This is a genomic window from Ligilactobacillus apodemi DSM 16634 = JCM 16172 (genome assembly GCF_001434405.1).
Classification (GTDB): domain Bacteria; phylum Bacillota; class Bacilli; order Lactobacillales; family Lactobacillaceae; genus Ligilactobacillus; species Ligilactobacillus apodemi.
The window spans coordinates 15,069-38,052 of sequence record NZ_AZFT01000002.1 but is presented as its reverse complement, the minus strand read 5'-3'; the positions used below and the strand labels follow the sequence as shown (position 1 = coordinate 38,052).

The window sequence follows — 22,984 nt, the reverse complement described above, 5'->3', positions numbered from 1 at the left end:
CTATGAAGAATTTTTTTACAATTATCGGTGGCATGGGAACAATGGCGACCGAAAGCTATATTCATCAATTAAATTTACGGACTAAGGCGCATAAAGACCAAGATTACTACAACTATACCTTGGTCAACCATGCAACTGTTCCCGATAGAACGGCATTTATTTTAGATAATACTAAGCCTGATCCCTTGCCGGAATTGATCGAAGATTTCAAACAGTATGCGACCTTAGGACCTGATTTTTTCACGTTGCCATGTAATACGGCGCATTATTTCTACGATGAATTGGCTAAAGCAGTCGATGTTCCGATTTTGCACATGCCCAAAGAAACCGTTAAAGAAGTCGGCAACCGCTACCCTGAAGCTAGAAAAGTTGGCTTAGTGGCAACGCGGGGAACGATCCGTGATCAGATCTATGATAAAGAGATCTTGGCGGCTGGTTATGAATTAGCCAAACCAAGCCCCGCTGTGCAAAAGATGACCGATGAATTGATCTATGATGATATCAAAGAACAAGATATTGTCAATGGTAAATTATTCCATGATCTAGTAGCACAAATGATCAAAGAAACCGGGTGTGATGTCGTGATCTTAGGGTGTACTGAATTATCACTTGCCCAAGAACGCGAACCTATCACCGATCTACCAATTGTAGACAGCCAATCAACTTTAGTCGACCGCACGATCCAATGGGCTAATAAAACACAAAAATAACTAACTAACAGCGACAACTCGTTAATTTAGGTTGTCGCTGTTTTGTGTTCTTTTGGTTTTAGGATACAAAATAGATATATAAGGAAGATAAACTATTATCGGTATATCTGAAATGTATCTTTATTAATTAACATCTGTTTTAGGTATAGAAGTAGCACTGTATCGCTTTTAGTTTCCTACTTTCAGCTAAAATTGGCGCAGACACTATTTTTTGAGACTGTTCTTAATCAAATTAATCCAATACACATTCACCTGAAAGATCAGGCTATAAAATGTCGCGCTTCGCCCAAAACGATGGAAGCAAGAAAAAGCATAATTTATTTATATGTCACAAGAGCTATTTACTAAATCTAGCTAACGTTGCGATGTTTGCTAGCTCTCAGGGGAAAGGATATGAGAAATAGTTGTCCGAGCTCATTTCAAAAATAAGCTGTTAACTGTGCAAAAAACGCGCTAACAAAAGACGACAAGCAAGGGGGTAGTCTTGCTTGTCGTCTTTTGGCAATTATTAGTTAGAGAGTGAGATCAATGAAACAAACTGACCGCTGGGAAAAGTAGCTAAAGTTAAGCAGGATGTTGTTAGGGAATCTACTCCATCCAGTTGATCAGTAGGCCGGCTGTCAGGATAGTGAATGTGGGTTAGCAAGCCACTAATGGAGTTATGGCTTACGTTACCTAACCGAAACAGCAACGGATCATCACCTCTTTTATTATGGATAGTTGAGATTTTACCGTCATTTTGCCTATAATGGAGAACAGTTATCACTCAACGATGTAAGTATATACCCCCAAAAATAAATAATGGCTATTGACTTTTAATATAAATATGCTTTGATAAGGAAAACCTTATTTTAAAAGAAAAATAAATTTTATATTGTTTAAAAAAAATCAAATTTATTTGAATTTTATTGAATATGTATAAATTTTAGAGATTATAATTGCCTAAGAAATGCTTTAGAATCACTTTTTGACGATTAGCTAGTATATAATGGTTATGAAATGTAAGTGCTACTATTTTTTTTGATGAAGAAGGGGATCATTGTGACAAAAAAATGGTATGATCTTTTAGATCAAGATGACGTTAGTTTGTTGTATCAATTAGCTGATGCAGATTTTAAGTTGTCCAAGCTATCAAATATGACGGGGATGTCTTATTTTGTATTAAAAAAACGGATCGATAAACTGAAAACGGATTTATTACCGCAGACAAACGGGGATGCAGATTTTAAAGGTTATTTAGATTTTTTAGTCGAACAAAAAATTTTACCAAGTTCGATCGCACAAGTATTATATGAAAAACATTTAGATGGAATGAATCGCTAGGAAGTTAATGTGTGTAAAATAATGAATAATGAGGATAGAAGATGAAAAAAGGAATTTTACTGATCAATTTAGGTACGCCAGAACAGCCAGATGCCAAACATTTGCGCCCTTACTTGCGCAAATTCTTAGGTGATAAACGCGTGATCGACACGCCAGATATTATTTGGAAGCCAATTTTAGAGTTAATGATCTTGCCTAAGCGTCCGCAAAAATCTGCGGCTCTTTACCAAGAGATCTGGTCAGATGAATATGGTTCACCTTTAAAATATTATACTGAACGGCAACGTGACTTATTACAAGCGCTCAATCCTGACACCAGTGTCAAATATGCCTTTAGTTACAGCGAACCAAGTATTCCACATGTTTTGGCCGAGTTTGAAGCTGAAAAGATCACCGATCTGCGGATCATTGCGCTTTATCCTCAATATTCAACAACGACGGTAGGCTCGGTCAATGATGCTGTCTTGAAATTCTTTCACCGCCGGACTTATGTGCCAAACTTAAGATTCGTGACTTCGTTTTATGAAAAGGAAGCCTACTTAGACTTATTAGCAAGTAAAATCAAGGAAAAATGGGATCAAAAAGCTTATGATAAATTGGTGATCTCTTATCATGGGATTCCTAAGAGCTACGTTGATAAGGGCGATCCGTATGAACAACAGTGTCAAGAAACGACGGCAGCGTTAAAAGAACGTTTGCCAGAAGTAGAGATGCTCCACACTTACCAATCGAAATTTGGTCCAGCTGAATGGTTGACGCCAGCATTTGATCAGACGATCGCTGAATTACCAAAACAAGGGACTAAGAAGATCTTAGTTGTTTCACCTTCGTTTGTCTCTGACTGTTTAGAAACTTTACATGAGTTAGAGATCGAAAATGCGGAAGTCTTTACTAAAGCTGGTGGCGAGCTCTTTGATGTGGTGCCATGCTTAAACGATGACCCGCAATTTATCGCTTTATTAAATGATTTAGTTAAATAAAAATCAGCCTTAAGTGGTTGATTTTTATTTTTTTATCTAAATTAGGTGCGCCTAATAAAATGTTCCGTTAACCCGAAATGTATGCTATTATCAAGGTGAAAAATAAAAAGAGGTGGGGCTTATGAAGGTCAAAGATTTTGTAACGATGTATTTAAATGACCAAAATATCACGGGGATGGCACTTAATTTGATCGGAAATTTTGGTAAAACATTGCGGCAAGCACAAGTACGGTATCCTGAGTATGGCAACTTGTTAACGGATAAGCGGTTATGGACGGGCAAAAAAATGGTTTCTGGTTGTATGTACTATCCCGTTTCGTTAGCTTCAGATGGACTTTACCTGTCGGATAATACGCGCTTAGGTGATGAACAAGTTTTACGCATTTTTAAGCAAAAATTGTGGGAATTAAAGCACGAACTAAACGCTTTACCTGCAAAACCAAAGCCACGGTTAACTTTTTGTGGCTTAGATGAATTATTTGCTAGCCAAGAGATCTGGGTCGAACCGACCGCTAAACTGACGATCATGGTCAATGACAGTATAAAGGACCCTAAAAAAGAAGCTTTGGCGACGATGACATTTTTTACTTTAGGCGTTTTTTCTTACCGCGACGTGGCGTATTACCAGTTGGTCGATGCTGATGAACGGCCGTTAACACCTGAACGGCTGACCCCAAATGAAGTGGTCAAGATCTTAGGGCAGTTGCTAGTTTTTATGACCTTAACGGCAATTACCCAAAAAGACTATAATTCGATGAGTGCGTATTTTAGCATGAGTAACAGATAATAAAAAGACGTGACAAAAGTTGTGGCTAGCTTTTGTAACATCTTTTTGTGGTGGGGGTTCATGTTGGTCAATGGTTCAGCTTTTTTCTTGCCGGTATTTTTGAGCACTCATGCCCGTCCAAGCATTAAAGGCTCGCAGAAATGAATTGGTTTCTTGGTAGGCTAAGAGAAAAGCGATATCATCAGGAGTTAGCGTGTCATTTAAGAGATAGTTTTTAGCTAACATTTCGCGTGTGGCAGTTAATTGCTGTTGAAAGCTAGTGTTTTCACTTTTTAATTTTCGCTGTAAAGTTCGCTTGCTGACTCCAAGTGACTGGGCGATAGCTCCAATTGCAGCTTTTCCTCGGGGTAAGAGTTCAACTAGTGCAGTGCGGACTCGTTTGGCGTATGACTCATCAACGGCTAGCTCGGCGAGTTTCTTTTTCAATTCGGGTTCGAGGTATTCAAGCATGGAGGTGTTTTCTGTGGTAAAAGGAAACAAGAGATCAGTTAGTTTAAAGGTGATCGTATTGCTAGAAGCAAACTCAAAGTGAACGCCGTAATACTCGATGAGCGCAACACTATCATCTTGGAAAGTTGCGGTGATTTTTACCGGCTTGATTTTTTGATTAGTTGCACTTGAAATCAGGTGCATCATAAAAGCAAATTCACTTTTAACAAAGAATGGGGGCAAAATTTCTTTAGCACTAAAGGTAGTCAATGTGACCGTTACAACATCTTGCTGTGAGGTGAGCTCATAGATAACAGGACCGATCAATTTTTTATACTGAGCAAGTCTTTTGAGAAACTGATAGCCGTTTTTGCTACAGTAAGCAGCAAAAATAGGGGGTGAAAAAGTTTCGATGTCATCGCTAGCAACTAATTTGGTCGCAAAAAGAGGGTCGTTTGCTAAGGTTTCAATGGCATTGATCAGCGCAAAATACTCTTGTTCTGTTAGTTTTAAGTGCTGATGAGCAAAAGTATCGCGCGGTAGCTTTGCGATTTGGAGCACTTTTTTAGGATCTAGCTGGTTAGCCACTAATAGTTTTTCATATTGGCCATCAATCATAAATTTTTCCACTAAGCTCACCTATCCTATTTTGGCTGATCTTTAGACTGGATATCAGCGATAAAACTCATCATTTGCTTTTTAGGTACTAGAGGCATCATGCCGACAAAGGGTGTTTGCCAATTAGAAAAGCCCGCAAAGACATTCAATTTGCCAGCTAACATCGCTTGATAAGCTTTTGCGGCAACTTTTTTAGGACTACCAGCATTGGCAAATATTTTGGTACCAGTTAGGCCACCTGCCTCGATAAAACCGGTATCCATGGCACCAGGCATCAAGGCAGTCACGGTTACGCCAGTATCTTTTAGTTCGTACCACAAGGCGTTACTTAATGAGGTTAAATACGCTTTAGTAGCGAAGTATTCTGCCTGCAATGGTCCGGGGATCAAAGCTGCTGCTGATGAAACATTTAAAATATGACCTTGTTCTCGCTCTACCATTTGGGGCAAGATCAGTTTGAGCAACTTAGTTGGGGTGATCATATTCACCGTGGCCATATTGATATCTTGTTCACTTGTCCTTTCAATAAAGGTTCCTAACCCACCTAAACCGGCGTTATTGATCAAGTAGTCGATTTTAGTCGTCTTAGTTTCTTGTAATTTGGCAAAAATTTGTTCCGCCGCATCGAATTGAGCAAAGTCGACTGCAATAGTTAGGACGTCGACTTGGTAGCGTTGTGTGATAGTTTCTTCAAGTTGGGCCAGTTTTTGCGGATTTCGTCCGACTAAGACCAAATTATCACCATTTTTGGCATGGAGTTTAACGAATTCCATCCCTAAGCCGCCAGTAGCACCAGTGATCAAAGCAGTTTTGTTTGCCATAAAAAATTCCTCCCTAAAAATTTAGCTTATGTTCGTTGTTGGCTAAATTATATAGTGGACAAGATAAAAAGTAACATCATATGATGCCAATCAAATATCAAATAACGCCACTTTTTTCGTAAAAAATGTTTGTGGAAGCCTCCTATATCTGGGAGTAAGGCTTAAAACAAGCTATTTCAACTTTATAACAATTATGGCTAATGCCAAATAAAGAACCATAGTCTAATGCTAAATTTCGTACTATTTTTCTCTTTTGCGGATAAATAGTTAGTAGAGAGATAGAATTTATGTGATAGTTATATTTAAATAGTATGTAATACTTCTCTTTTTGAAAATATTGCGCAAAACATAAGCCTTTGCTACAATATGTGTGTAAACGCTTGCTAAGCGGGCTGTTGCAATGGTTATGTTATTCATTGGTTTTGTGACATGGGGTAGTAATGTGGCTAATGCCGATACTGCAACCAGAAGCTCAGAAGAAATTGAACAAATTGCCGATAAGTATGTTAAGTACTCTGAAGTAGAAAAGAAATTCTACGTTGCACCAGAAATTAATAATGAACTCAATAGTCAAGAAGTTGAAGAAGTTAATAGTAAAGTTGATTTGGCTAATCAGCAATTAAATAAGTCGTTAAATCAAAATGATAAAATGGACACAGTTCTTATTGTAGAAAATAATGGCGAGTTTTATAATCTAAATCAATTTTATTTTAGAAAAGCTGGTATTACAACAGTAGTTTTTAAGTGGAATTATGCTAGAGTCTTCATATCTAAACAAGATTTGAAAACAATGGGAATTTGGATTCCACATAAGATTGCTGCTGGAGTGATGGCAACTTTAGGCGTTGCAATGCAAAATTCACCTCATGGAATTTGGTTTGACTACAATTATATCACTAGATCAGTCGGCGCATTTGGATTTCAGTAGAAGGTGATAATTATGAAGTGGATTAATAGGAATTATGACAAATTAGTTATTACTATACTTTGTGTAGTGTTGCTTTTTATTGATTAATTCTATAAAAAGTGGCTGGATATCATTTGTTGTTTGGGGAATAATTATAGTATCCTATTTCGTACTTCCAAGCAATAGACGTAAAAAAGGATAATCTATGATAATTCAATTTATATAAACAGTAAGACAACAAACATCGCTACTTCATAACGATTTTATAAAAGAGACTGTGGTATGGTTTTTTAGAGACTTGTATTACGGTCTCTTTTTACATTTTTCCCAAAATAATGAAGAAACCTAGTGTTGAAGATCGGATGAACGCAAAGTGATGAATAAGTATTATGATGCTGAAGATGAATTACTATGTAGATTCAAATAATGATCGTATTAGCTTTAAGCGCTATGCGTATGGATATAAACGGATGAAAAATATTCACTAATAATTTAAAATACCATCAAATAATAAAAAGAAGACTATTCGAATTTTTCAAAAAAATTCGAATAGTCTTCTTTTAACACAGAAACTTATATCACTGTTTATTTGTTTCACATGAAACGTTTAGTCGAGCTGTGTGCTCAATTCTTTGATTTGTTCAACTGTTTGCGCTAAAAAGGCGATCGTATTTTTTAACGGTGTTTCCGTGGAAATATCAACCCCAGCAACTTTAGCTGCTTCAAGTGGTGGTAGTTGGTCACCTAGTTTTAAGAAATCAACCCAAGCAGCAACTTCTTTTTGTGGCTCAGCGAGTAATTTCAAAAAGGCTTGTGTGGCGATTGTTAAGCCTGCTGAATAAGTGTAAGAATAAAGTCCCATGTAATAGTGTGATTGTCGCATCCAAGTCAAAGCCGCACGGTCATCGATCACAACGGCATCGCCCCAAAATTTTTGTAAGACTTGTTTTTTTATGGAGCAAAGTTTAGCTCCGTCAAAGGTCTTACCTTGATCGACCAATTGGTAAACTTCTCTTTGAAAGGCGGCTTCAAGTAAATGAGTCACGAAATTATGGTAAAACGTGTTAGTTAACATCTTAGTGTAAGCGAAGCGTTTAGTGCGCGGATCAGCGGTCTTAGCGGTCAAAGAATGTGTCAACAACAATTCGTTGAAAGTGGATGGTGCTTCGATCAGATACATCGAAGGGTCACAGCCTAAGATCGAGTTATTTTGCATGGTCAAAATAGCTTGCCCGGCATGGCCTAACTCGTGAACTAACGTATAAACATCGGCGAGTTCATTGGTCCATGACATCAAGATGTAAGGGTGGGCGTTATAAGGGGTAGTTTCAAAGCCCCCCGTTTCTTTGCCGGCATTTAAGGCAAAATCGACCCAACGCTTAGGAAAAGCTTCCATGACCATGTCTTGGTAGTTTTTGCCTAGTGGTGCGACGGCCTCTTTGATATAACTAGGGGCATCAGCCAAGGCAACTTTAGGTGAAAAGTCGGGATCTAGATCGATCTGTAAGTCAGCAAAAGTCATCTGTTCTAGTCCGTGAGCTTGTTGGATCAAGCGCGCATATTGTTGCATGACCGGTCCGAGCTCATTTAAGATCAGATCGATCTGGCGGTCAAACAGTTCACAACTGACTTTTTGTTTGGAAAGGAGATAGTCAAATACCGAATCATAGCCCCGTAAAGTCGCCAATGTCTTTTCACTAGCTACTTTGGTGTAATAGGTCGCTGCCAGCGTGTCTTGATATTTTTTTAACGTCTGCGAAAAAGCATTGAAGGCGCGGTGGCGAACTTCTTTATTGGGATGATATTGGTAGGTATTTTCGTATAAGACAAACGACATTGGGTAAGTTTTGCCGTCAACTTCAAAGTCTAAAAACTCCATATCAGCAGCACGGGCAGTAGTATAAATGTTTTCTGGAGCGTTTAGTGTAGGTGAGAGTAACGCTAAAGTTGCTTCTGTTTGTGGTGCCAAAAGGCTTTTTTTATCTTGTTTGAGATGGCGGATGACTGACGCAAAACGTGGGGCTAATTGAATGACTTTTTCTAAGGTCTCAGCCGAATTATTGGCCGCTTGGATAGTAAAAAAGGCAAGTTTGGCGTCTTTTTGAGCTAAAGCTTGGTCGGCTTTAGTCAAAAGTTCATTGTAATGTGGATCGGTCATGTCGGTTGCCTGTTGTAGGAAGGCATAATGTTCAATAAAAGTTGCCTTTTGTTCGATCGCTTCTAAAGCTGTGAGCGCAGCAACTAATTGTTCTGGGGTAGTGAGTTGGTCTGTGAAATCAGTTTGAAATTTTGAAACTTCAGTTGCGAGTTTAGTGAGATCACGTTCCCAAGCTGCGTCATTGGGATAAAGAGCGCTCAAGTCCCAAGTTAAGTCTGTTGGTACCTCTTTTCGTGATGGTAATGCCATAAAAAATTCCCCCTTGAATTTGTTTTTTGAAATTATAGCATAATAAGCCGCAAATTGTTATTTATCATTACCTAGTGTATAATCTAACTTACAGAAAACAAGTAAAAATACTTGCCTGTAAATATATCGGAAAGGATGGTAGTCATGCGTACGCCTGAAAATGTCTTACGGATCGGGGTATTGAATCTAATGCACGATAAGTTAGACACGAAGAGACGTTTTGAAAATGTATTACAAAGTGATAAATATCAAGTTGAACTAACTTTCTTTTATCCAAAAGATCACTATCAAAATCGTGTCGTACCCAAAGAGGTCGCTCAGATATCACGCCCACTAGACTTAGAGCTAGTTAAGCAAATGGATGCTTTTATCGTGACGGGAGCGCCGATCGAAAAATTATCTTTTACAGAGATAACCTATATCAATGAATTGCAGGAACTGTTTGAGTGTTTGGAACGTAACCAGCTTGAACAGCTATACGTCTGTTGGGGCGCAATGGCTGCCGCTGATTATTTTTACGGGGTAGGTAAAAAGTTATTACCGCAAAAGATCTTTGGGATCTACCCCCAAAAGATCTTACGCCAAACACCACTGTTAAAAGGGATTCTCAGTGGTTTTTTAGCGCCACATGCACGCTATGCTGACATTGATCTTGCTCAGGTCCAAAATGTACCTGAGTTAAAACTTGACGCAATTTCTGCTAATGGTGAGGCCTTTTTACTAGAGGCACCCGCCAAACACCAAGCGTTTCTCTTTTCACATTTAGAATATGGGCGACAAGCATTGAAAAAAGAATATGAGCGCGAAGTGGACGCAGCTTCTGTCGACCAAAAATCGCAAGTGGCACGACCTGAAAATTATTATGTCGCTGATGAACCACAATTTTCGTGGTATTTGATCCAAAAGATCTTTTTTAAAAATTGGCTTCAACAAATAGCTTGTAACCAAAAAGAACGAGAACTGATCAAAAATTAACAGGGGGTAACTAATTATGAGTAAAGTATATGATTCTATCTTAGATATGATCGGCAACACTCCAATCGTAAAATTAAACCACGTTGTTCCAGCGGATGCCGCTGATGTATATGTCAAATTAGAGTTTTTCAATCCGGCTGGTTCAGTCAAAGACCGGGTGGCTTTAGCAATGGTTCAAGCAGCTGAAAAAGCTGGCAAATTGACCCCAGGTGGCACGATCATCGAACCTACTTCAGGCAATACTGGGATCGGGTTAGCCGCTGTGGCTGCCGCTAAAGGCTATCGTTTGATCATTACGATGCCAGAAACGATGAGTATCGAACGGCGTAAGTTGATGCAAGGTTACGGCGCCGAATTGTTGTTGACCCCAGGTGCTGATGGCATGGGTGGTGCGATCGCGTTAGCTAAGCAATTAGCCAAAGAAAACGGCTATTTCTTACCAATGCAATTTGACAATCCAGCCAACGCTTTGATCCATGAAAAGACAACGGGACAAGAGATCCTAGCCGCCTTTGGTGAAGACTTACCGGATGCCTTTGTTGCTGGAGTTGGGACAGGTGGTACTTTGACTGGGATCGGTCATGCTTTACGGGCAAAGAAACCAGATATCAAGATTTATGCGCTTGAACCAAGTGAATCCCCGATCTTAAAAGAAGGTAAGGGTGGTAAGCACAAGATCCAAGGGATTTCGGCTGGTTTTGTCCCTTCGATCTTGGATACGAAACTTTACGATGGAGTAGTTGAAGTGCCAAGTCAAAAAGCACTTGAAACAGCTCGTAAAGTTGGGCAAAATGAAGGCTTCTTACCAGGGATCTCAGCTGGGGCTAACATTTATGGTGCCCTTGAATTGGCGAAGAAATTAGGTAAGGGCAAGAAAGTCTTGACCGTAGCGCCAGATAATGGTGAACGTTACCTTTCAACTGAATTATTTGAAGGCTAAAATAAAAGACCGCTTGAATTTTCTTAATTCAAGCGGTCTTTTATTATGCTGGGGCGCAAATTTCATCGATCCAACTAAAGAGTTCTGCTAGATCATAATCGCCGGCATGATTGATACCCCAAGGAATTTCAAAATCGACGTCATACCCCTTATTTTTTAGCAGTAGCGCTAAAATGAGCGGGATCGCAAGGGAAGTGTCACGATCAAAAGAACCGTGTCGGATGCGCCAATGTTTAGCGATCGTTGCCGTCCCTTCGCAAATGTAACTCACTGGATTCAAAGTTTTGATGATTTTTTCATCGGCTAGCTCTGAATTAGATACACTGCTATGCTGTAACGAAAATGGAGTGAAGTGACGCCGTTCTACGGTTTCATCCCCAAATTCTTCATTTTCAGGACTACTTAGATCTAACGCATCAAAAGCAGGGGTCGCTTTCATCCGCGTGATTTTTTTGACAAATTCATCCCAGTTTAGTGCAGTCACTTTTCCAGCAGTGAATGTGAGATAAGGTTGTTGTTCGACTTGACTACCATTAGTCAGCCAGTTTTGGCGCGTAGTTTCATTTTCATGCGTCTGTAACTCTTGGTTAGCCGAACGCAGCAATTGTTCTTTTACGAAGTCTTTGAAAGGCCCTTCACCTTGCTTATTTAGCGTCAATTTTGTTCCTTTGTCATCCGTTAAGCCAAGTTGATTAAGATAGCTGGGGAATAAAGCTTTTAATTCATGAGACAACTTGATCTGTGACGGGGTCATATGTCCGGTATCGGGGACGCGAATGATCCCATGTTCGGTGCGTTGATGCTTAGTGCGGTAATAATCATTTTGACCGGCAAAGAGCCATTCATAGGCACTATCAGCATTTTCTAAGTTATGGATCGGGCAATAACAGCTTGCAGCAAAAATATCATCGCGCTCATTTACCGCGCCGATTTGAGCCAGATAAGGGGTAAAATCTGGACTATTTCCACTGGCACCAGCAAGGGCTGAAAGGGCACCACCAGCACTCGTACCATTGGTAATAATGCGATCAGTATCACCTGGAATTGTACCTTGAAGATAACGAAGATAGCGGATCGCAGCCTTATAGTCGACGATAAATGCTGGGGCACGGCCGACCATTTTTCCTGTTTCTGTGCCAAGATCACCTTCTTTACTGCCGACAAAAAAATCAGTCGTCTTTTTCCCGGAGGTTCGTCCGCGCACACCGACACTAACGACTACATAGCCATGTTCTAAGGCTTGAAAGATCGAATTAGCTTGTTTGGAGCGCTTATCTATCCCTGGTTCATCGATCGGGCCGGGCAAGTAACCACCAACGGTATTAGGCATAAAGATTGGAGCGGTATGTTGGTCGTAAGGGCCGATTTTTTCAGCATGATAGTATGCTTCTGGGACATAGATACTTAATTTTTGGATCGGATCAACGGGCTTTTCACAGTACCAGAGATTTTCAAAGGCACGGTAAGTAACTTTACGTTCATCAAGTTCACAAGTTTTAAGAGTATATTCGGTTGGTATGTTTAACTTAACTGACATCATCATCCCCCCGATTATTGTGCTACGTGGCCAAGCACTTTAGTTGCTTCTTTATCGTTGTAAACGGCGAGTGTTGCAATGAAAGTAAAGAGGGCGCCAAAGCCAACACCGATGCAGTATTTAATGATATCTTGGACCCCGCCACCACCGGCATAGTTCAAGATTCCAAAGAGGCCACTGCCACCAAACATATACATTTTTGTGCCTAAAGCACCAATGATCGCACCACCGATGCAACCGCCGAGGATATTGATCAAGAATAATTTTTTAAGTGGGATCAAGATTGAGTACATCAAAGGTTCACCGACACCACAGACTTGTGAGATCGTTGCTGGGATCGCCAAGTCTCTGATCGCTTGATTTTTCCGACATGCCCAACAAAGTGCTAAACCTTGGAAGATCCCGATCATTGGTCCGATCCCACCACAGGCCATGATGTGATCAAAGCCATTGAGCGCGATCAATTGTAAGGCCATTCCGATGATGACCCAGTGTAAACCAAAGAGCACTAAGACTCCAAAGCCACCACCTAGCAGACCACCGGCGATCGCACCGCCGACTACTGGGATGTTGATGAATAAGGCCTCAATGACAAGCGAGATCACACCACAAACCGCATTAAGCACTGGACCGATAATGAGGTAGGCCAAGACAATGGTGATGCTCAATGTGATAATCGGTGTTAAGACCCCGCGAAGTGCATCAGGGATCTTTTCTTTACACCATTTTTCGATCTTAGCGGCAAAGTATACTGCCAAAATGACCGGAAAAACGCTTGAAGTATAGCTTGCGCCGGGCATAATTACCGGAATTCCTAAGAAAGTATTGTAATAAGTCATTTCAAACACTGATCCGGTAAATAACGTGTCGCCATGATGGAATGTTTCAGCAATATTGACCATTCCAGGATAGACTAACGCAGCCCCAATCGCAGCCCCGATAAATTCGTTACATTTGAATTTTTTAGCCGCGGTAAACCCAAGCATGATCGGTAAGAAGTAAAAGAATCCATCCCCTAAAGCATAAAGGATCATATAAGTCCCACTTTTTGTGCTTAAGACCCCGATATTATCAAGAGCTAAGAAAGCGACGACCCCTTTAATGATCCCGGCGGCAGTAAGAACACCTAAAGTTAGGACTAAGATACCTGAAATCGTTTCCATTAAAGTGTTGAGTACACCTTTTTTCTTTGGTTCATCGGGCTCGGTTGCAGGTGAGGAGTTATTTTTACCGATATCATATTTTGAAATGATTGCATCGTAAATACTATCGACTTTATTACCAACTACGACTTGAAGTTGCCCCCCCAGAATCAAGGACGGTCAAAACATATTCGGTCTGAGCTAATTTTTCGCGGTCAGCTTTAGTTGTATCTTTGAGAACAAAGCGTAGTCGAGTAACGCAATGGATAAGCGATGAGACATTTTCAGTTCCACCGACAAGAGTCATGATTTTACTTGCGGTAGCATCATATTTTCCAGCCATTTTTTTCACTTCCTATAAGTATTTTTTGAACACTAAATAAAAACTATCAACTTGGATTTACGAACGGCCATTCAGATTAAATCTTGTTGTTGCCCCGATTATAAAAATATTTTCATAAAATGTAAATGCTTTCTGGCTGTTTAGGCTGATCCTTGCTAAAATGGTGAAGTAAGGGCTACCATATTGAAATTTTGTTGCATAATATCAAGTGTTTTTTACCAAATAAGTATTTTGAGAAGTGGATCTAAACATGGATATAATCGAAAAAATGCGGTGCCAAGAAAATTTTACTACGGCAGAACAGGGGATCATAAAGCTACTTTTGACCGATCCCAACATCATCTTAACTAGCCCGACAGCTGCCCAATTGGGGGTGGCTGCTTATACGTCTGCTTCTACCGTAGTGCGTTTATGTCAAAAATTAGCTTGCAAAAATTTTGCGGAATTTAAAGCCCAGTTTATTTCCAGTTATCAACAAAGAAAGCAAAAAAATCTCTATGTCGACGCTGATATACCGTTTACGGCCACTGATCCGTTTGAAACGGTCTTAGATCAGCTGACCGCGCTAGAAGAGATCGCAATTCGTGCAACGCGGGCGGTCATCAAACCTAAAGCCTACCAAACTGCCGTTGAATTTCTAAACAATGCAACTTGCATCGATATTTACGGTGAAGGGGGCAATGTTAATTTGTTGCATGATTTTGCGTATAAAATGGGACGGATCCATCATCAAGTCCATATTTATCAAGATAATCAACAACAACTGTTATCAGCTGCGCTCAAGCATCCCGACCACTGCGCCATTGTGATCTCTTATTCGGGCGAAACGCCTTCGAGCTTGCGCTATGCCAAACTGTTAAAGGAAAATGGCGTTCCCACGCTATCGATCACCGGGCAAGGCAACAATAGCTTATCAAGGCTGACTGATGTTGATCTTGATATTGCAACGCTTGAAAGTAAGCCGTGTACTAATGTGAAATTAGGTACATTTACTTCGAGTATTTCGGTGACAACGATCATGAATTATCTTTACGCTGGTGTTTTTCAAAAAGACTATGCGACCCATTACGAACATTTACACGCTGATATGCAGATCTTTTTAAAAGAGCGTTAGTTTTTAACCCCCGTATTTTGCGGGGGTTTTTGTTATTTCTGGGTCACAAATGGGAATCGAGCAATAAAATTTATCCCTTTTGATAAAAACCGAACGATTTAAGGGTTGATTTTTATTTTTATTCGTGTAATACTAATCAAAGTAAAATTAATTCAGAGGTGAAAAAATTGGATAATGGACAAGCAACAACTACAAAAGGAAGTTGGCTCGAAAGAACTTTCCATTTCAAAGAATTAGGTACAAATACAAAACGTGAGACAGTTGCGGGGTTAACGACTTTTGTCTCAATGGCATACATTCTTTTCGTTAACGCTAGCATTTTAGGCGCTGCCGGCATGGATAAAGGAGCAGTCTTTACCGCTACGGCACTTTCTGCCATCATTGGCTGTACGTTGATGGCCTTTTTAGCTAATTATCCGATCGGGATCGCACCTGGTTTAGGGGATAATGCATTTTTCACGTACTCAGTTGTGTTGACAATGGGGATCTCTTGGCAAACTGCCATGGCAGGGGTCGTCGTTGCGTCCGTTATCTTTACGATTCTTTCGTTATTTAAAATTCGGGAAATCGTGATCGATGCGATCCCACATGACTTAAAGCTGGCGATGGCAGCCGGGATCGGGATCTTTATTGCTTTTGTTGGCTTAAAGGGCGGTGGCTTAGTTGTCGCTAGCAAGTCATCTTTAGTTGAATTAGGTTCTTTAACGGTACCAACAACTTGGTTAACGATTTTTGGTTTATTTGTTACCGCACTTTTAATGGCACGACGGATCCCTGGTTCGATCTTTATCGGGATCTTAGCGACTGCATTGTTAGGTTTAGTTACGGGCTTGATCCCAATGCCAAGTAAGATCGTTTCTGGGATCCCAAGTTTAGCCCCAACATTTGGGGTGGGGATCGCTCATTTAGGTGATATCAATACTCCACAAATGTTTGCCGTGATCTTAGTCTTGTTACTCGTGTCATTTTTCGATACGGCCGGAACCTTAGTGGGGTTAGCCCAACAAGCTGGCTTGATGAAAAATGATAAGATGCCTCGGATCGGGCGGGCGTTGATGGCTGATTCGATCTCCATGTTGGCTGGTTCGGTCATGGGGACAACTCCGACAGCCGCTTACGTTGAATCTTCGGCGGGGATCGCAGTCGGCGGCCGAAGTGGTTTTACTTCGCTAGTGATTGCCGGGATGTTTGGGCTTAGCTTGTTCTTCTCCCCATTATTGGCGGTCGTAACGACCCAAGTTACGGCACCAGCTTTGATCATCGTTGGTTCCTTGATGGCACAATCAATGCGTTATATTGAATGGGAAAAATTTGAGATCGCCTTACCGGCCTTCTTGACGATCATCGCAATGCCGTTGACTTACAACATCTCTTATGGGATCGCATTTGGCTTTTTAGTTTATCCGATCACCATGATCGCTGCTGGTCGTCGTAAAGAATTAAATCCAGTGGTCTTGACGCTATTCTTTGTCTTTATCATCATGTTATACGTATTAAACATTTTGCCACACAGCTAAATAATTAAATAAAATTGAAAAACAGGCTCGCTAGTAGGGCCTGTTTTTTTGTTGACAAATAGTAAGTATTGTTCTAGACTAATCATATATTTGTTTGCGCAAACAAATATATATTTAGTTATCGAGGTGGACGTGATGGAAAATTTGACGAATCAATGGTTGGAGTTAAAAAGCTTAGAAAAAATGCTCCAACAAGAAATGCAAGTTGCACTAACTAACGGGACCCATGCCTTAACGTTAAATGAATTCTATGTCTTGCATTGTTTAAAAGAAACACAGGGACATAAATTGCAGATCAGTGCGCTTAGCGAAAAGATCGGTCTTAGCATCAGTGCCACCTCACGCATGTTGACACGGTTTGAAGAAAGTTGTGGCGTTATCACGCGTTGTGTTTGTAAAGGTGACCGGCGTGGCGTCCAAATCTCGTTGACCCCTTTAGGTAAAGAAGAATTGGCGGAAGCTTACCGCCTAGTTGAACCGGTGTTAGCCAAATATCAAGCACAATTAAGCAATTTTAGTAATAGAAATGAGGCAAAATAATGACAGAATTAAGTAAAAAACCAGTTCGCGATCAAGCTGAACATAATGCATATTTCCCATCGGCATATTCTTTAGCAGCTTACACCAGTCCAGTTTCCGATTTTGCGGGCTATCAAAATGAACCAGTCGCAACCGCTAAGAAATATAAAGTATTATTGGTCGGAACTGACGAGCGTTACTTACAAATGAAAAATGGCAAGTATTTCTCAACGGGCAATCATCCGATCGAAACGTTACTACCCTTGATGCACTTACATCATGCCGGTTTTGAGATCGAAGTTGCTACTCTTTCAGGGAATCAAGTTAAATTTGAATTATGGGCTTTACCAAAAGAAGATCAAGCCGTAATGGATTTTTACCATGAACTTTTGCCTAAGTTAGAAGCCCCAGCTAAATTAGCCGATCTTTTGCCTCAAGTTGAAGCTAAGGATTCTCCATATGTAGCAGTCTTTTTCCCAGGCGGTCACGGGGCTTTGCTTGATCTACCAGAAAGTAAAGAAGTTAAACAAGTTTTGCAATGGGCGATGGCAAACGAGAAAAAGATCGTCACCCTTTGCCACGGACCAGCTGCCTTATTAGCGGCTGCCAATGAAAATGATGAAACTGACTTTTTATTTGCGAGCTATGAAATGACTGTCTTTCCTGACAGTTTAGATGAAGGAGCTAACATTGACATTGGCTATTTGCCAGGACAACTCAAGTGGCTTTTAGGTGAACGTTTGGAAAAACTTGGGGTCAAAGTGATCAATCAAGATGTAACTGGACAAGTTCACAAAGATCGCAATGTGTTGACCGGAGATAGTCCCGCAGCAGCTAACAAATTAGGGATCTTAGCGACCCAAGAACTTTTAGCCGACCTTGATAATTAAGCGTGATCTTTGATAATTGATCAATTTAAATCCATACTTAAGGAAGTTACAAAAATTTTTTGTGACTTCCTTATTTTTTTGCTTGCTCATGACGTTACGTCATTTACTATTCTAAAAGGTGAAAGGAGGAGTAAAAAATGTACACTAGTGGTCAACTCGCTAAAAAATGTCAGGTCACCTTAAGAACGGTGCAATATTATGATAAACAAGGATTACTAGCGGCTAAACGGACTGCTAGTGATCGGCGCATGTATGATGACACGCAAGTTCAACGCTTGAATTTGATCTTAACGTATAAAGAATTAGGCTTTACGCTAAAAGATATCAAGCAACTGTTAGATACAAAAGAAAGTACTAAGATCTTACAGACAATGTTAGCACGTCAACAAGCACAAAACGAAAAAGTCTTGATTCAGGCTAAAAAACGTGCTGCTGAGCTGAATTATTTAGCAAAAAATTTGGCTGATTTCCCAGTTTTCCCGGGAAATTTAGCAAGGGGAGTGACAATTAATATGGAAAATGCTAAACATTTACGCAATTTACGGTTAAAGATGGTTATTATTGGGATTTTGATCGATGTTATTTTGTGGGGTAGTGTGATTTATGTGATCTTGACTGGGCATTCATGGTGGTTGATCGGGGGTGCAATTGGACTCACGCTTCTACTTGTTACGGGATTAGTTCGTTATTACTATCGAAGGGTGGCCTACATTTGTCCTAATTGTCACTTTGAATTTAACCCGAGTTATCGTGAGTTCTTTTGGTCGGCCCATACCCCAAGAACGCGGAAATTAACGTGCCCTAATTGTCACCAAACGAGTTTTTGTCCGGAGATCTATGCTAAAAAATAGCTAACTATTCGCAACATTTTTCATCTAGGGGTAAGATGGAATTAAAGCTGAGAATAGGGTGAAAATATGAAAAGTAGAAAAGAGATCGCCGCACAGGCTAAACAATTGACCGAAAAATTTGCACAAAGTACCGATGACGTTGTTTTCCAAAAAATCGTCGCTTATGGGCGAGACCAATTGGAAAAAAGACAAATCGCTCCACAAGTGATTATGGATAAGATGGTTCAAGCCGCTTATGAAGCGGTGTTAAAAGGGCAAAGCAAGATCAAAATGTCGTCTGAGACATTAGCGATCGTTAAGGAAATGGAGAAATTGTCTCGCGAACGCAGTCTTTTGCCATTTCGACGTTATGATCCGTGGGATTAGTTATTCGCCTACACGTGTTTTCATGGTGTTTTTGAAATTTAAAGTTCGCAATTAATTATTTTAGGGCTTTTTTGGATAGTTAATATTCGTAATTACTTGAAAAATGAGAGCGCGGTTGTTACAATTATCAAGGTCGTTATTTTGAAGACTGCAAGCTTAAAAGCTTAGAAATATTATGAGGTGGACTGTATATGTCATCAGTAGTAGTTGTTGGTAGTCAATGGGGCGATGAAGGCAAGGGCAAGATCACGGATTTCTTGAGTAAAAATGCCGATGTTATCGCACGTTATCAAGGTGGGGACAACGCCGGCCATACGATCGCATTTGATGGTAAGACGTATAAATTACGTTTGATTCCATCAGGGATCTTTTATTCTGATAAGATCAGTGTGATCGGCAATGGTGTTGTGGTCAACCCTAAGTCGTTAGTAGCTGAATTGGAATATTTACATGAAAATGGTGTTCCAACAGACAATCTTCGTGTTTCAAACCGTGCACACGTTATTTTGCCTTACCACATTGTTTTGGATGGCTTACAAGAAAGCGCCAAAAAAGACAACAAGATCGGAACGACTAATAAAGGTATCGGTCCGTGCTACATGGATAAAGCAGCGCGCGTGGGTATCCGAATCGCTGATCTTTTAGAGGAAGATACTTTTGCGGAAAAACTTCGTCGTAACTTGGAAGAAAAGAATCGTTTATTCCAAAAGATGTACGACTATGACGGAGAACCTCTTGATTTTGAAACGATTTTTAATGAGTACTATGAATACGGACAACGGATCAAGCCATATGTTGCTGATACGTCAGTCATTTTAAATGATACGTTAGACAACGGTGGTCATGTCTTATTTGAAGGTGCCCAAGGGGTAATGCTTGATGTTGATCACGGCACCTATCCATTTGTAACTTCTTCTAACCCAATTGCTGGTGGGGTCACGACCGGTTCTGGCGTTGGTCCTGAAAAAGTAAATAAAGTTGTGGGTGCTTGCAAAGCTTATACTTCACGGGTCGGTGATGGTCCGTTCCCAACTGAATTACATGATGAGATCGGTAGTTATATTCGTGAAAAGGGTCATGAATATGGAACTGTTACGAAGCGTCCTCGTCGGATCGGCTGGTTTGATAGTGTCGTAATGCGTCACTCTAAGCGAGTTTCAGGTTTGACCAATCTTTGCTTGAACTGTGTGGACGTGTTGACCGGTTTAGATGAGATCAAGATCTGTACTGCTTATGAATTAAACGGCGAAAAGATCGATCGTTATCCTGCTAGCCTAAAAGAATTGGCTGCATGTAAACCAGTGTATGAAACTCTTCCTGGTTGGAAAGAAGATATTACGGGCGCTAAGACTTTAGCTGATTTACCAGTTAATGCACGTAATTACATTAAACGCATCGAAGAATTAGTTGGCGTGGAAGTTTCAACTTTCTCAGTTGGACCAGACCGTGACCAAACTAATGTCTTAAAAGATGTTTGGCAAGAAATTTAATAATCTTCAAACACATGTGAGTAGATCACATGTGTTTTTTTAGATACAAAAAGTAAATAAGTTAAATTTGATAATGCTAAATACAAATTTTCTTTTTTTATTCTATTCAAGTAATTAAATAATTGTTAAAGTTTAAACATAAAATGATTGCATGAATTTGGGGAATGATTGCGATCGTTTGGGGAAATTAAAAAAAGTAGTTAACAAATAACTAATGTTTCAGTTTTAATGCACTTACACCATATTTAAACCGAAGCTTACTTCATTTTTTAGGGGATAAGATTTGTAACAAAAAAACGGTCGAAGCATCTTCTGATTACTATACAAAATTAGTAATAGTTGCGTTAGCTCTATTAACTAAGATCTTAGGGGAAAAGATCTTAGTTAAGAAAAAATTGACGTTCTCTTCCTAGCGTTGATTTTTGTTTGAGTGATTCCAAATTCATGCGATCGATCCACCTGACATAAGTCTTTGAAGTTTCTGCTCTAGCAACTTCGGACCAAGACAAGATGTTAGTCATCTACACCAATTAGCTCTTCGCTTGAAGGGCTTTTTTTGTGCCCAAATTATTTTGGTTATTTATACATAAAATTTACTTTTATTCATTTAAGTATTAAAAAACAATTAAAAAATTAGTGGAAAAATTCAAATTTTGTGCTTATTTTCAACAATTATAATTAAAAAGCTATTAAAATTAATGTATAATTATTAGTGGGATATGTTATTGGGTAAGGGGGAACTCTGCTCAAAGGTTATGTTTTTGTTAGTTGCACGTATTAAGTGGAACTCATTGTTTTTGGTAGCCAAGTAAAAATTAGCTACCATATCTAGCTGTAAAGACTAAAAAATTATCCTGGTGGCAACTTAGAACAAAGGAAAAAGATATTAGGTCAAGAAAATAAAGATAATTTTTGGAATTAAATTGGTAATGCTTGTTATTGTGAAAATAACTGCAAGCAAGTTTGTTACCACCTACTACTGCTAGGGGGACTAGCAATTGCCACCAAAGTATTAGTTACAACAAAATAGGTGTAAATAAATAGGAGAGTTTTTTGGAAAATTCAATAATAGATGAAATAGTTTTTGGCGCCTCATTTGCAGGGACGGGAATCTATTTGGTCTGGGTCGCTTTTTTGATCTTTTGGGGGAAAGATCGAGTTGAACAAGGAGCACCTATGACCGTAAGTAAAATAGAAAGATTGTTCGTCCTTGTACCAGCGTTAAATGAGGAAGTTGTGATCGCACAAACGATCAAACGTTTTTTAACTAGTACAGAAACTTTACCGCAAATCAAAATGATCATTGTTGATGATGCGTCAAGTGATAAGACTGTGCAAGTGGCGCGAGAAACGATCGCTCAAGCTGGCTGCTTTGAGCGTGTTTGGCTGTGGCGACGTTTTTTACCAGATGCACAGATCGGAAAAGGGGAAGCGCTTAACTGGGCGTATCAAAAACTCGCGACCTCGTTTAAAAAAAATGATCATATCGTGTGCGGTGTTTTAGATGCAGATGCTTATATCGGTCGCGCAGGCTATGAACGGATCTTGGAAATTTTTGATCAAGATTCTCAGATCGATCTCTTACAGATCAGAGTGGGAATGTTTAAAAAACAAAATTATCTTCAAAAGTTACAAGATGTAGAGTTTATTGTGATCAATAATTGGATCCAAAACATTCGAAATCGCTTAAAAAATGCGGCTGCATCGGGGAATGGACAATTTATCCGCATGCAAGCGATCGATAGCATGAAACCATGGGGAAATGCCTTATTGGAGGACTTTGAATTTAGTACGCGTTTTTTATTACAAGCGAAAAAGACACGTTACGCACCCGATGTGATCGTTTATCAAGAAGCGATCTCTAAAGTCCGACCATTTATTCGCCAACGAGCACGCTGGGCTCAAGGTGGACTTGATTGTTTGTTTAGCTATTGGCCGAAGATCGTGGGGAGTAAAGATCTCAGCTTTTTAGCTAAACTAGAAATGTCGTTTTATTTATTCTTACCATTTTTCTCGTTAGTAACGGGCTTAGCGAACCTAGCCGTTTTAGGGTTTGTGCTCGGATTTATCGAGCAATATTGGCTAGTGCTAATAGTGTTATTACTCATAAATGGTATTATCAATGGTTATATTTTGTGGTTGTACGCTAAAAAAACGGGGAATTTAAGCGTACGCCAAGCAATTGATATTTTTTTAATGATGTTGGTTTATAACTATCTGTTTTACGTAGCGATCATCATTGCATTTTATAAAAAAGTGCGGGGGAAAAATCGTTGGGTAAAAACAGCCCATCTCGGTGGGGAAGAAACTTAGATAAT

Annotated in this window: 22 protein-coding genes; 15 read left to right on the top strand and 7 right to left on the bottom strand. The window is 39.8% G+C overall.

Going from position 1 to position 22,984, the window contains the following annotated elements; translation table 11 throughout:
• Positions 1-2: 2 nt before the first annotated feature.
• From FC32_RS00505 to FC32_RS00490, 4 genes are all read left to right on the top strand, one after another.
• The gene (locus FC32_RS00505) at positions 3-710 is read left to right on the top strand and encodes an aspartate/glutamate racemase family protein (protein WP_025087242.1); all 708 of its coding nucleotides are present in this window, start codon (positions 3-5) and stop codon (positions 708-710) included.
• Positions 711-1,751: 1,041 nt separating this feature from the next.
• Positions 1,752-2,033 carry a hypothetical protein gene (locus FC32_RS00500; protein WP_025087243.1) on the top strand — a complete coding sequence of 94 codons (282 nt, stop codon included), beginning with the start codon at positions 1,752-1,754 and terminating at the stop codon, positions 2,031-2,033.
• A 41-nt stretch (positions 2,034-2,074) separates the two neighbouring features.
• Entirely contained in the window at positions 2,075-3,013 is a 939-nt protein-coding gene (gene hemH, locus FC32_RS00495) for a ferrochelatase (RefSeq protein ID WP_056957182.1), read from the top strand.
• A gap of 121 nt (positions 3,014-3,134) precedes the next feature.
• Complete coding sequence (locus FC32_RS00490) at positions 3,135-3,800, top strand: hypothetical protein (RefSeq protein ID WP_025087244.1); 666 nt, start codon at positions 3,135-3,137, stop codon at positions 3,798-3,800.
• A gap of 75 nt (positions 3,801-3,875) precedes the next feature.
• Here FC32_RS00490 and FC32_RS00485 read toward each other — a convergent pair whose 3' ends face one another.
• Both FC32_RS00485 and FC32_RS00480 read right to left on the bottom strand, forming a co-directional pair.
• Complete coding sequence (locus FC32_RS00485; protein ID WP_025087245.1) at positions 3,876-4,859, bottom strand: helix-turn-helix transcriptional regulator; 984 nt, start codon at positions 4,857-4,859, stop codon at positions 3,876-3,878.
• A gap of 14 nt (positions 4,860-4,873) precedes the next feature.
• Entirely contained in the window at positions 4,874-5,668 is a 795-nt protein-coding gene (locus tag FC32_RS00480) for an SDR family NAD(P)-dependent oxidoreductase (RefSeq protein ID WP_056957181.1), read from the bottom strand.
• A 400-nt stretch (positions 5,669-6,068) separates the two neighbouring features.
• Here FC32_RS00480 and FC32_RS00475 point away from each other — a divergent pair, with 400 nt between their 5' ends.
• A complete protein-coding gene (locus FC32_RS00475) occupies positions 6,069-6,596 on the top strand; it encodes a hypothetical protein (protein ID WP_025087246.1) in 528 nt (175 codons plus the stop codon).
• 586 nt (positions 6,597-7,182) lie between these two features.
• Here FC32_RS00475 and pepF read toward each other — a convergent pair.
• Positions 7,183-8,982 carry an oligoendopeptidase F gene (gene pepF, locus FC32_RS00470; protein ID WP_025087247.1) on the bottom strand — a complete coding sequence of 600 codons (1,800 nt, stop codon included), beginning with the start codon at positions 8,980-8,982 and terminating at the stop codon, positions 7,183-7,185.
• Between the two features lie 144 nt (positions 8,983-9,126).
• On the opposite strand from pepF, the gene FC32_RS00465 reads away from it, so the two are divergent.
• A complete protein-coding gene (locus FC32_RS00465; protein WP_025087248.1) occupies positions 9,127-9,957 on the top strand; it encodes a homoserine O-acetyltransferase/O-succinyltransferase family protein in 831 nt (276 codons plus the stop codon).
• A 16-nt stretch (positions 9,958-9,973) separates the two neighbouring features.
• A complete protein-coding gene (gene cysK, locus FC32_RS00460; protein ID WP_025087249.1) occupies positions 9,974-10,897 on the top strand; it encodes a cysteine synthase A in 924 nt (307 codons plus the stop codon).
• Between the two features lie 43 nt (positions 10,898-10,940).
• On the opposite strand, the gene FC32_RS00455 is transcribed toward cysK, so the two are convergent.
• The 3 genes from FC32_RS00455 to FC32_RS10875 are packed head-to-tail and all read right to left on the bottom strand — an operon-like array spanning position 10,941 to position 13,919.
• Positions 10,941-12,434, bottom strand: coding sequence for a subtype B tannase (locus FC32_RS00455; protein WP_082587116.1), 1,494 nt, complete (start codon positions 12,432-12,434; stop codon positions 10,941-10,943).
• Positions 12,435-12,448: 14 nt separating this feature from the next.
• On the bottom strand, positions 12,449-13,750 hold the full coding sequence (locus FC32_RS00450) for a PTS transporter subunit EIIC (RefSeq protein WP_202812948.1): 1,302 nt from the start codon (positions 13,748-13,750) through the stop codon (positions 12,449-12,451).
• The gene (locus FC32_RS10875; RefSeq protein ID WP_202812947.1) at positions 13,713-13,919 is read right to left on the bottom strand and encodes a PTS transporter subunit EIIB; all 207 of its coding nucleotides are present in this window, start codon (positions 13,917-13,919) and stop codon (positions 13,713-13,715) included. The genes FC32_RS00450 and FC32_RS10875 overlap by 38 nt, the downstream gene beginning before the upstream one ends.
• 250 nt (positions 13,920-14,169) lie before the next feature.
• Here FC32_RS10875 and FC32_RS00445 point away from each other — a divergent pair, with 250 nt between their 5' ends.
• The 7 genes from FC32_RS00445 (at position 14,170) to FC32_RS00415 (ending at position 20,666) form a co-directional block, all read left to right on the top strand.
• Positions 14,170-15,033: a MurR/RpiR family transcriptional regulator gene (locus tag FC32_RS00445; protein ID WP_025087250.1), complete on the top strand. Its 864-nt coding sequence runs from the start codon at positions 14,170-14,172 to the stop codon at positions 15,031-15,033.
• Positions 15,034-15,200: 167 nt separating this feature from the next.
• Positions 15,201-16,550, top strand: a complete 1,350-nt coding sequence (locus FC32_RS00440) for an NCS2 family permease (RefSeq protein ID WP_025087251.1) — start codon at positions 15,201-15,203, stop codon at positions 16,548-16,550.
• 135 nt (positions 16,551-16,685) lie between these two features.
• On the top strand, positions 16,686-17,090 hold the full coding sequence (locus tag FC32_RS00435; RefSeq protein ID WP_025087252.1) for a MarR family winged helix-turn-helix transcriptional regulator: 405 nt from the start codon (positions 16,686-16,688) through the stop codon (positions 17,088-17,090).
• Entirely contained in the window at positions 17,090-17,959 is an 870-nt protein-coding gene (hchA, locus tag FC32_RS00430) for a glyoxalase III HchA (protein ID WP_025087253.1), read from the top strand. Before FC32_RS00435 ends, hchA begins: the two co-directional genes overlap by 1 nt.
• 137 nt (positions 17,960-18,096) lie before the next feature.
• Positions 18,097-18,810, top strand: coding sequence for a MerR family transcriptional regulator (locus tag FC32_RS00425; protein ID WP_025087254.1), 714 nt, complete (start codon positions 18,097-18,099; stop codon positions 18,808-18,810).
• 66 nt (positions 18,811-18,876) lie between these two features.
• The gene (locus FC32_RS00420) at positions 18,877-19,176 is read left to right on the top strand and encodes a hypothetical protein (protein WP_025087255.1); all 300 of its coding nucleotides are present in this window, start codon (positions 18,877-18,879) and stop codon (positions 19,174-19,176) included.
• Positions 19,177-19,367: 191 nt separating this feature from the next.
• Positions 19,368-20,666: an adenylosuccinate synthase gene (locus tag FC32_RS00415; RefSeq protein WP_025087256.1), complete on the top strand. Its 1,299-nt coding sequence runs from the start codon at positions 19,368-19,370 to the stop codon at positions 20,664-20,666.
• 380 nt (positions 20,667-21,046) lie between these two features.
• Here the strand turns inward: FC32_RS00415 and FC32_RS10485 are convergent, their stop codons facing one another.
• Entirely contained in the window at positions 21,047-21,187 is a 141-nt protein-coding gene (locus FC32_RS10485; RefSeq protein WP_155891462.1) for a hypothetical protein, read from the bottom strand.
• 532 nt (positions 21,188-21,719) lie between these two features.
• Here FC32_RS10485 and FC32_RS00410 point away from each other — a divergent pair.
• The gene (locus FC32_RS00410; RefSeq protein WP_025087257.1) at positions 21,720-22,979 is read left to right on the top strand and encodes a glycosyltransferase family 2 protein; all 1,260 of its coding nucleotides are present in this window, start codon (positions 21,720-21,722) and stop codon (positions 22,977-22,979) included.
• Positions 22,980-22,984 lie beyond the last annotated feature (5 nt).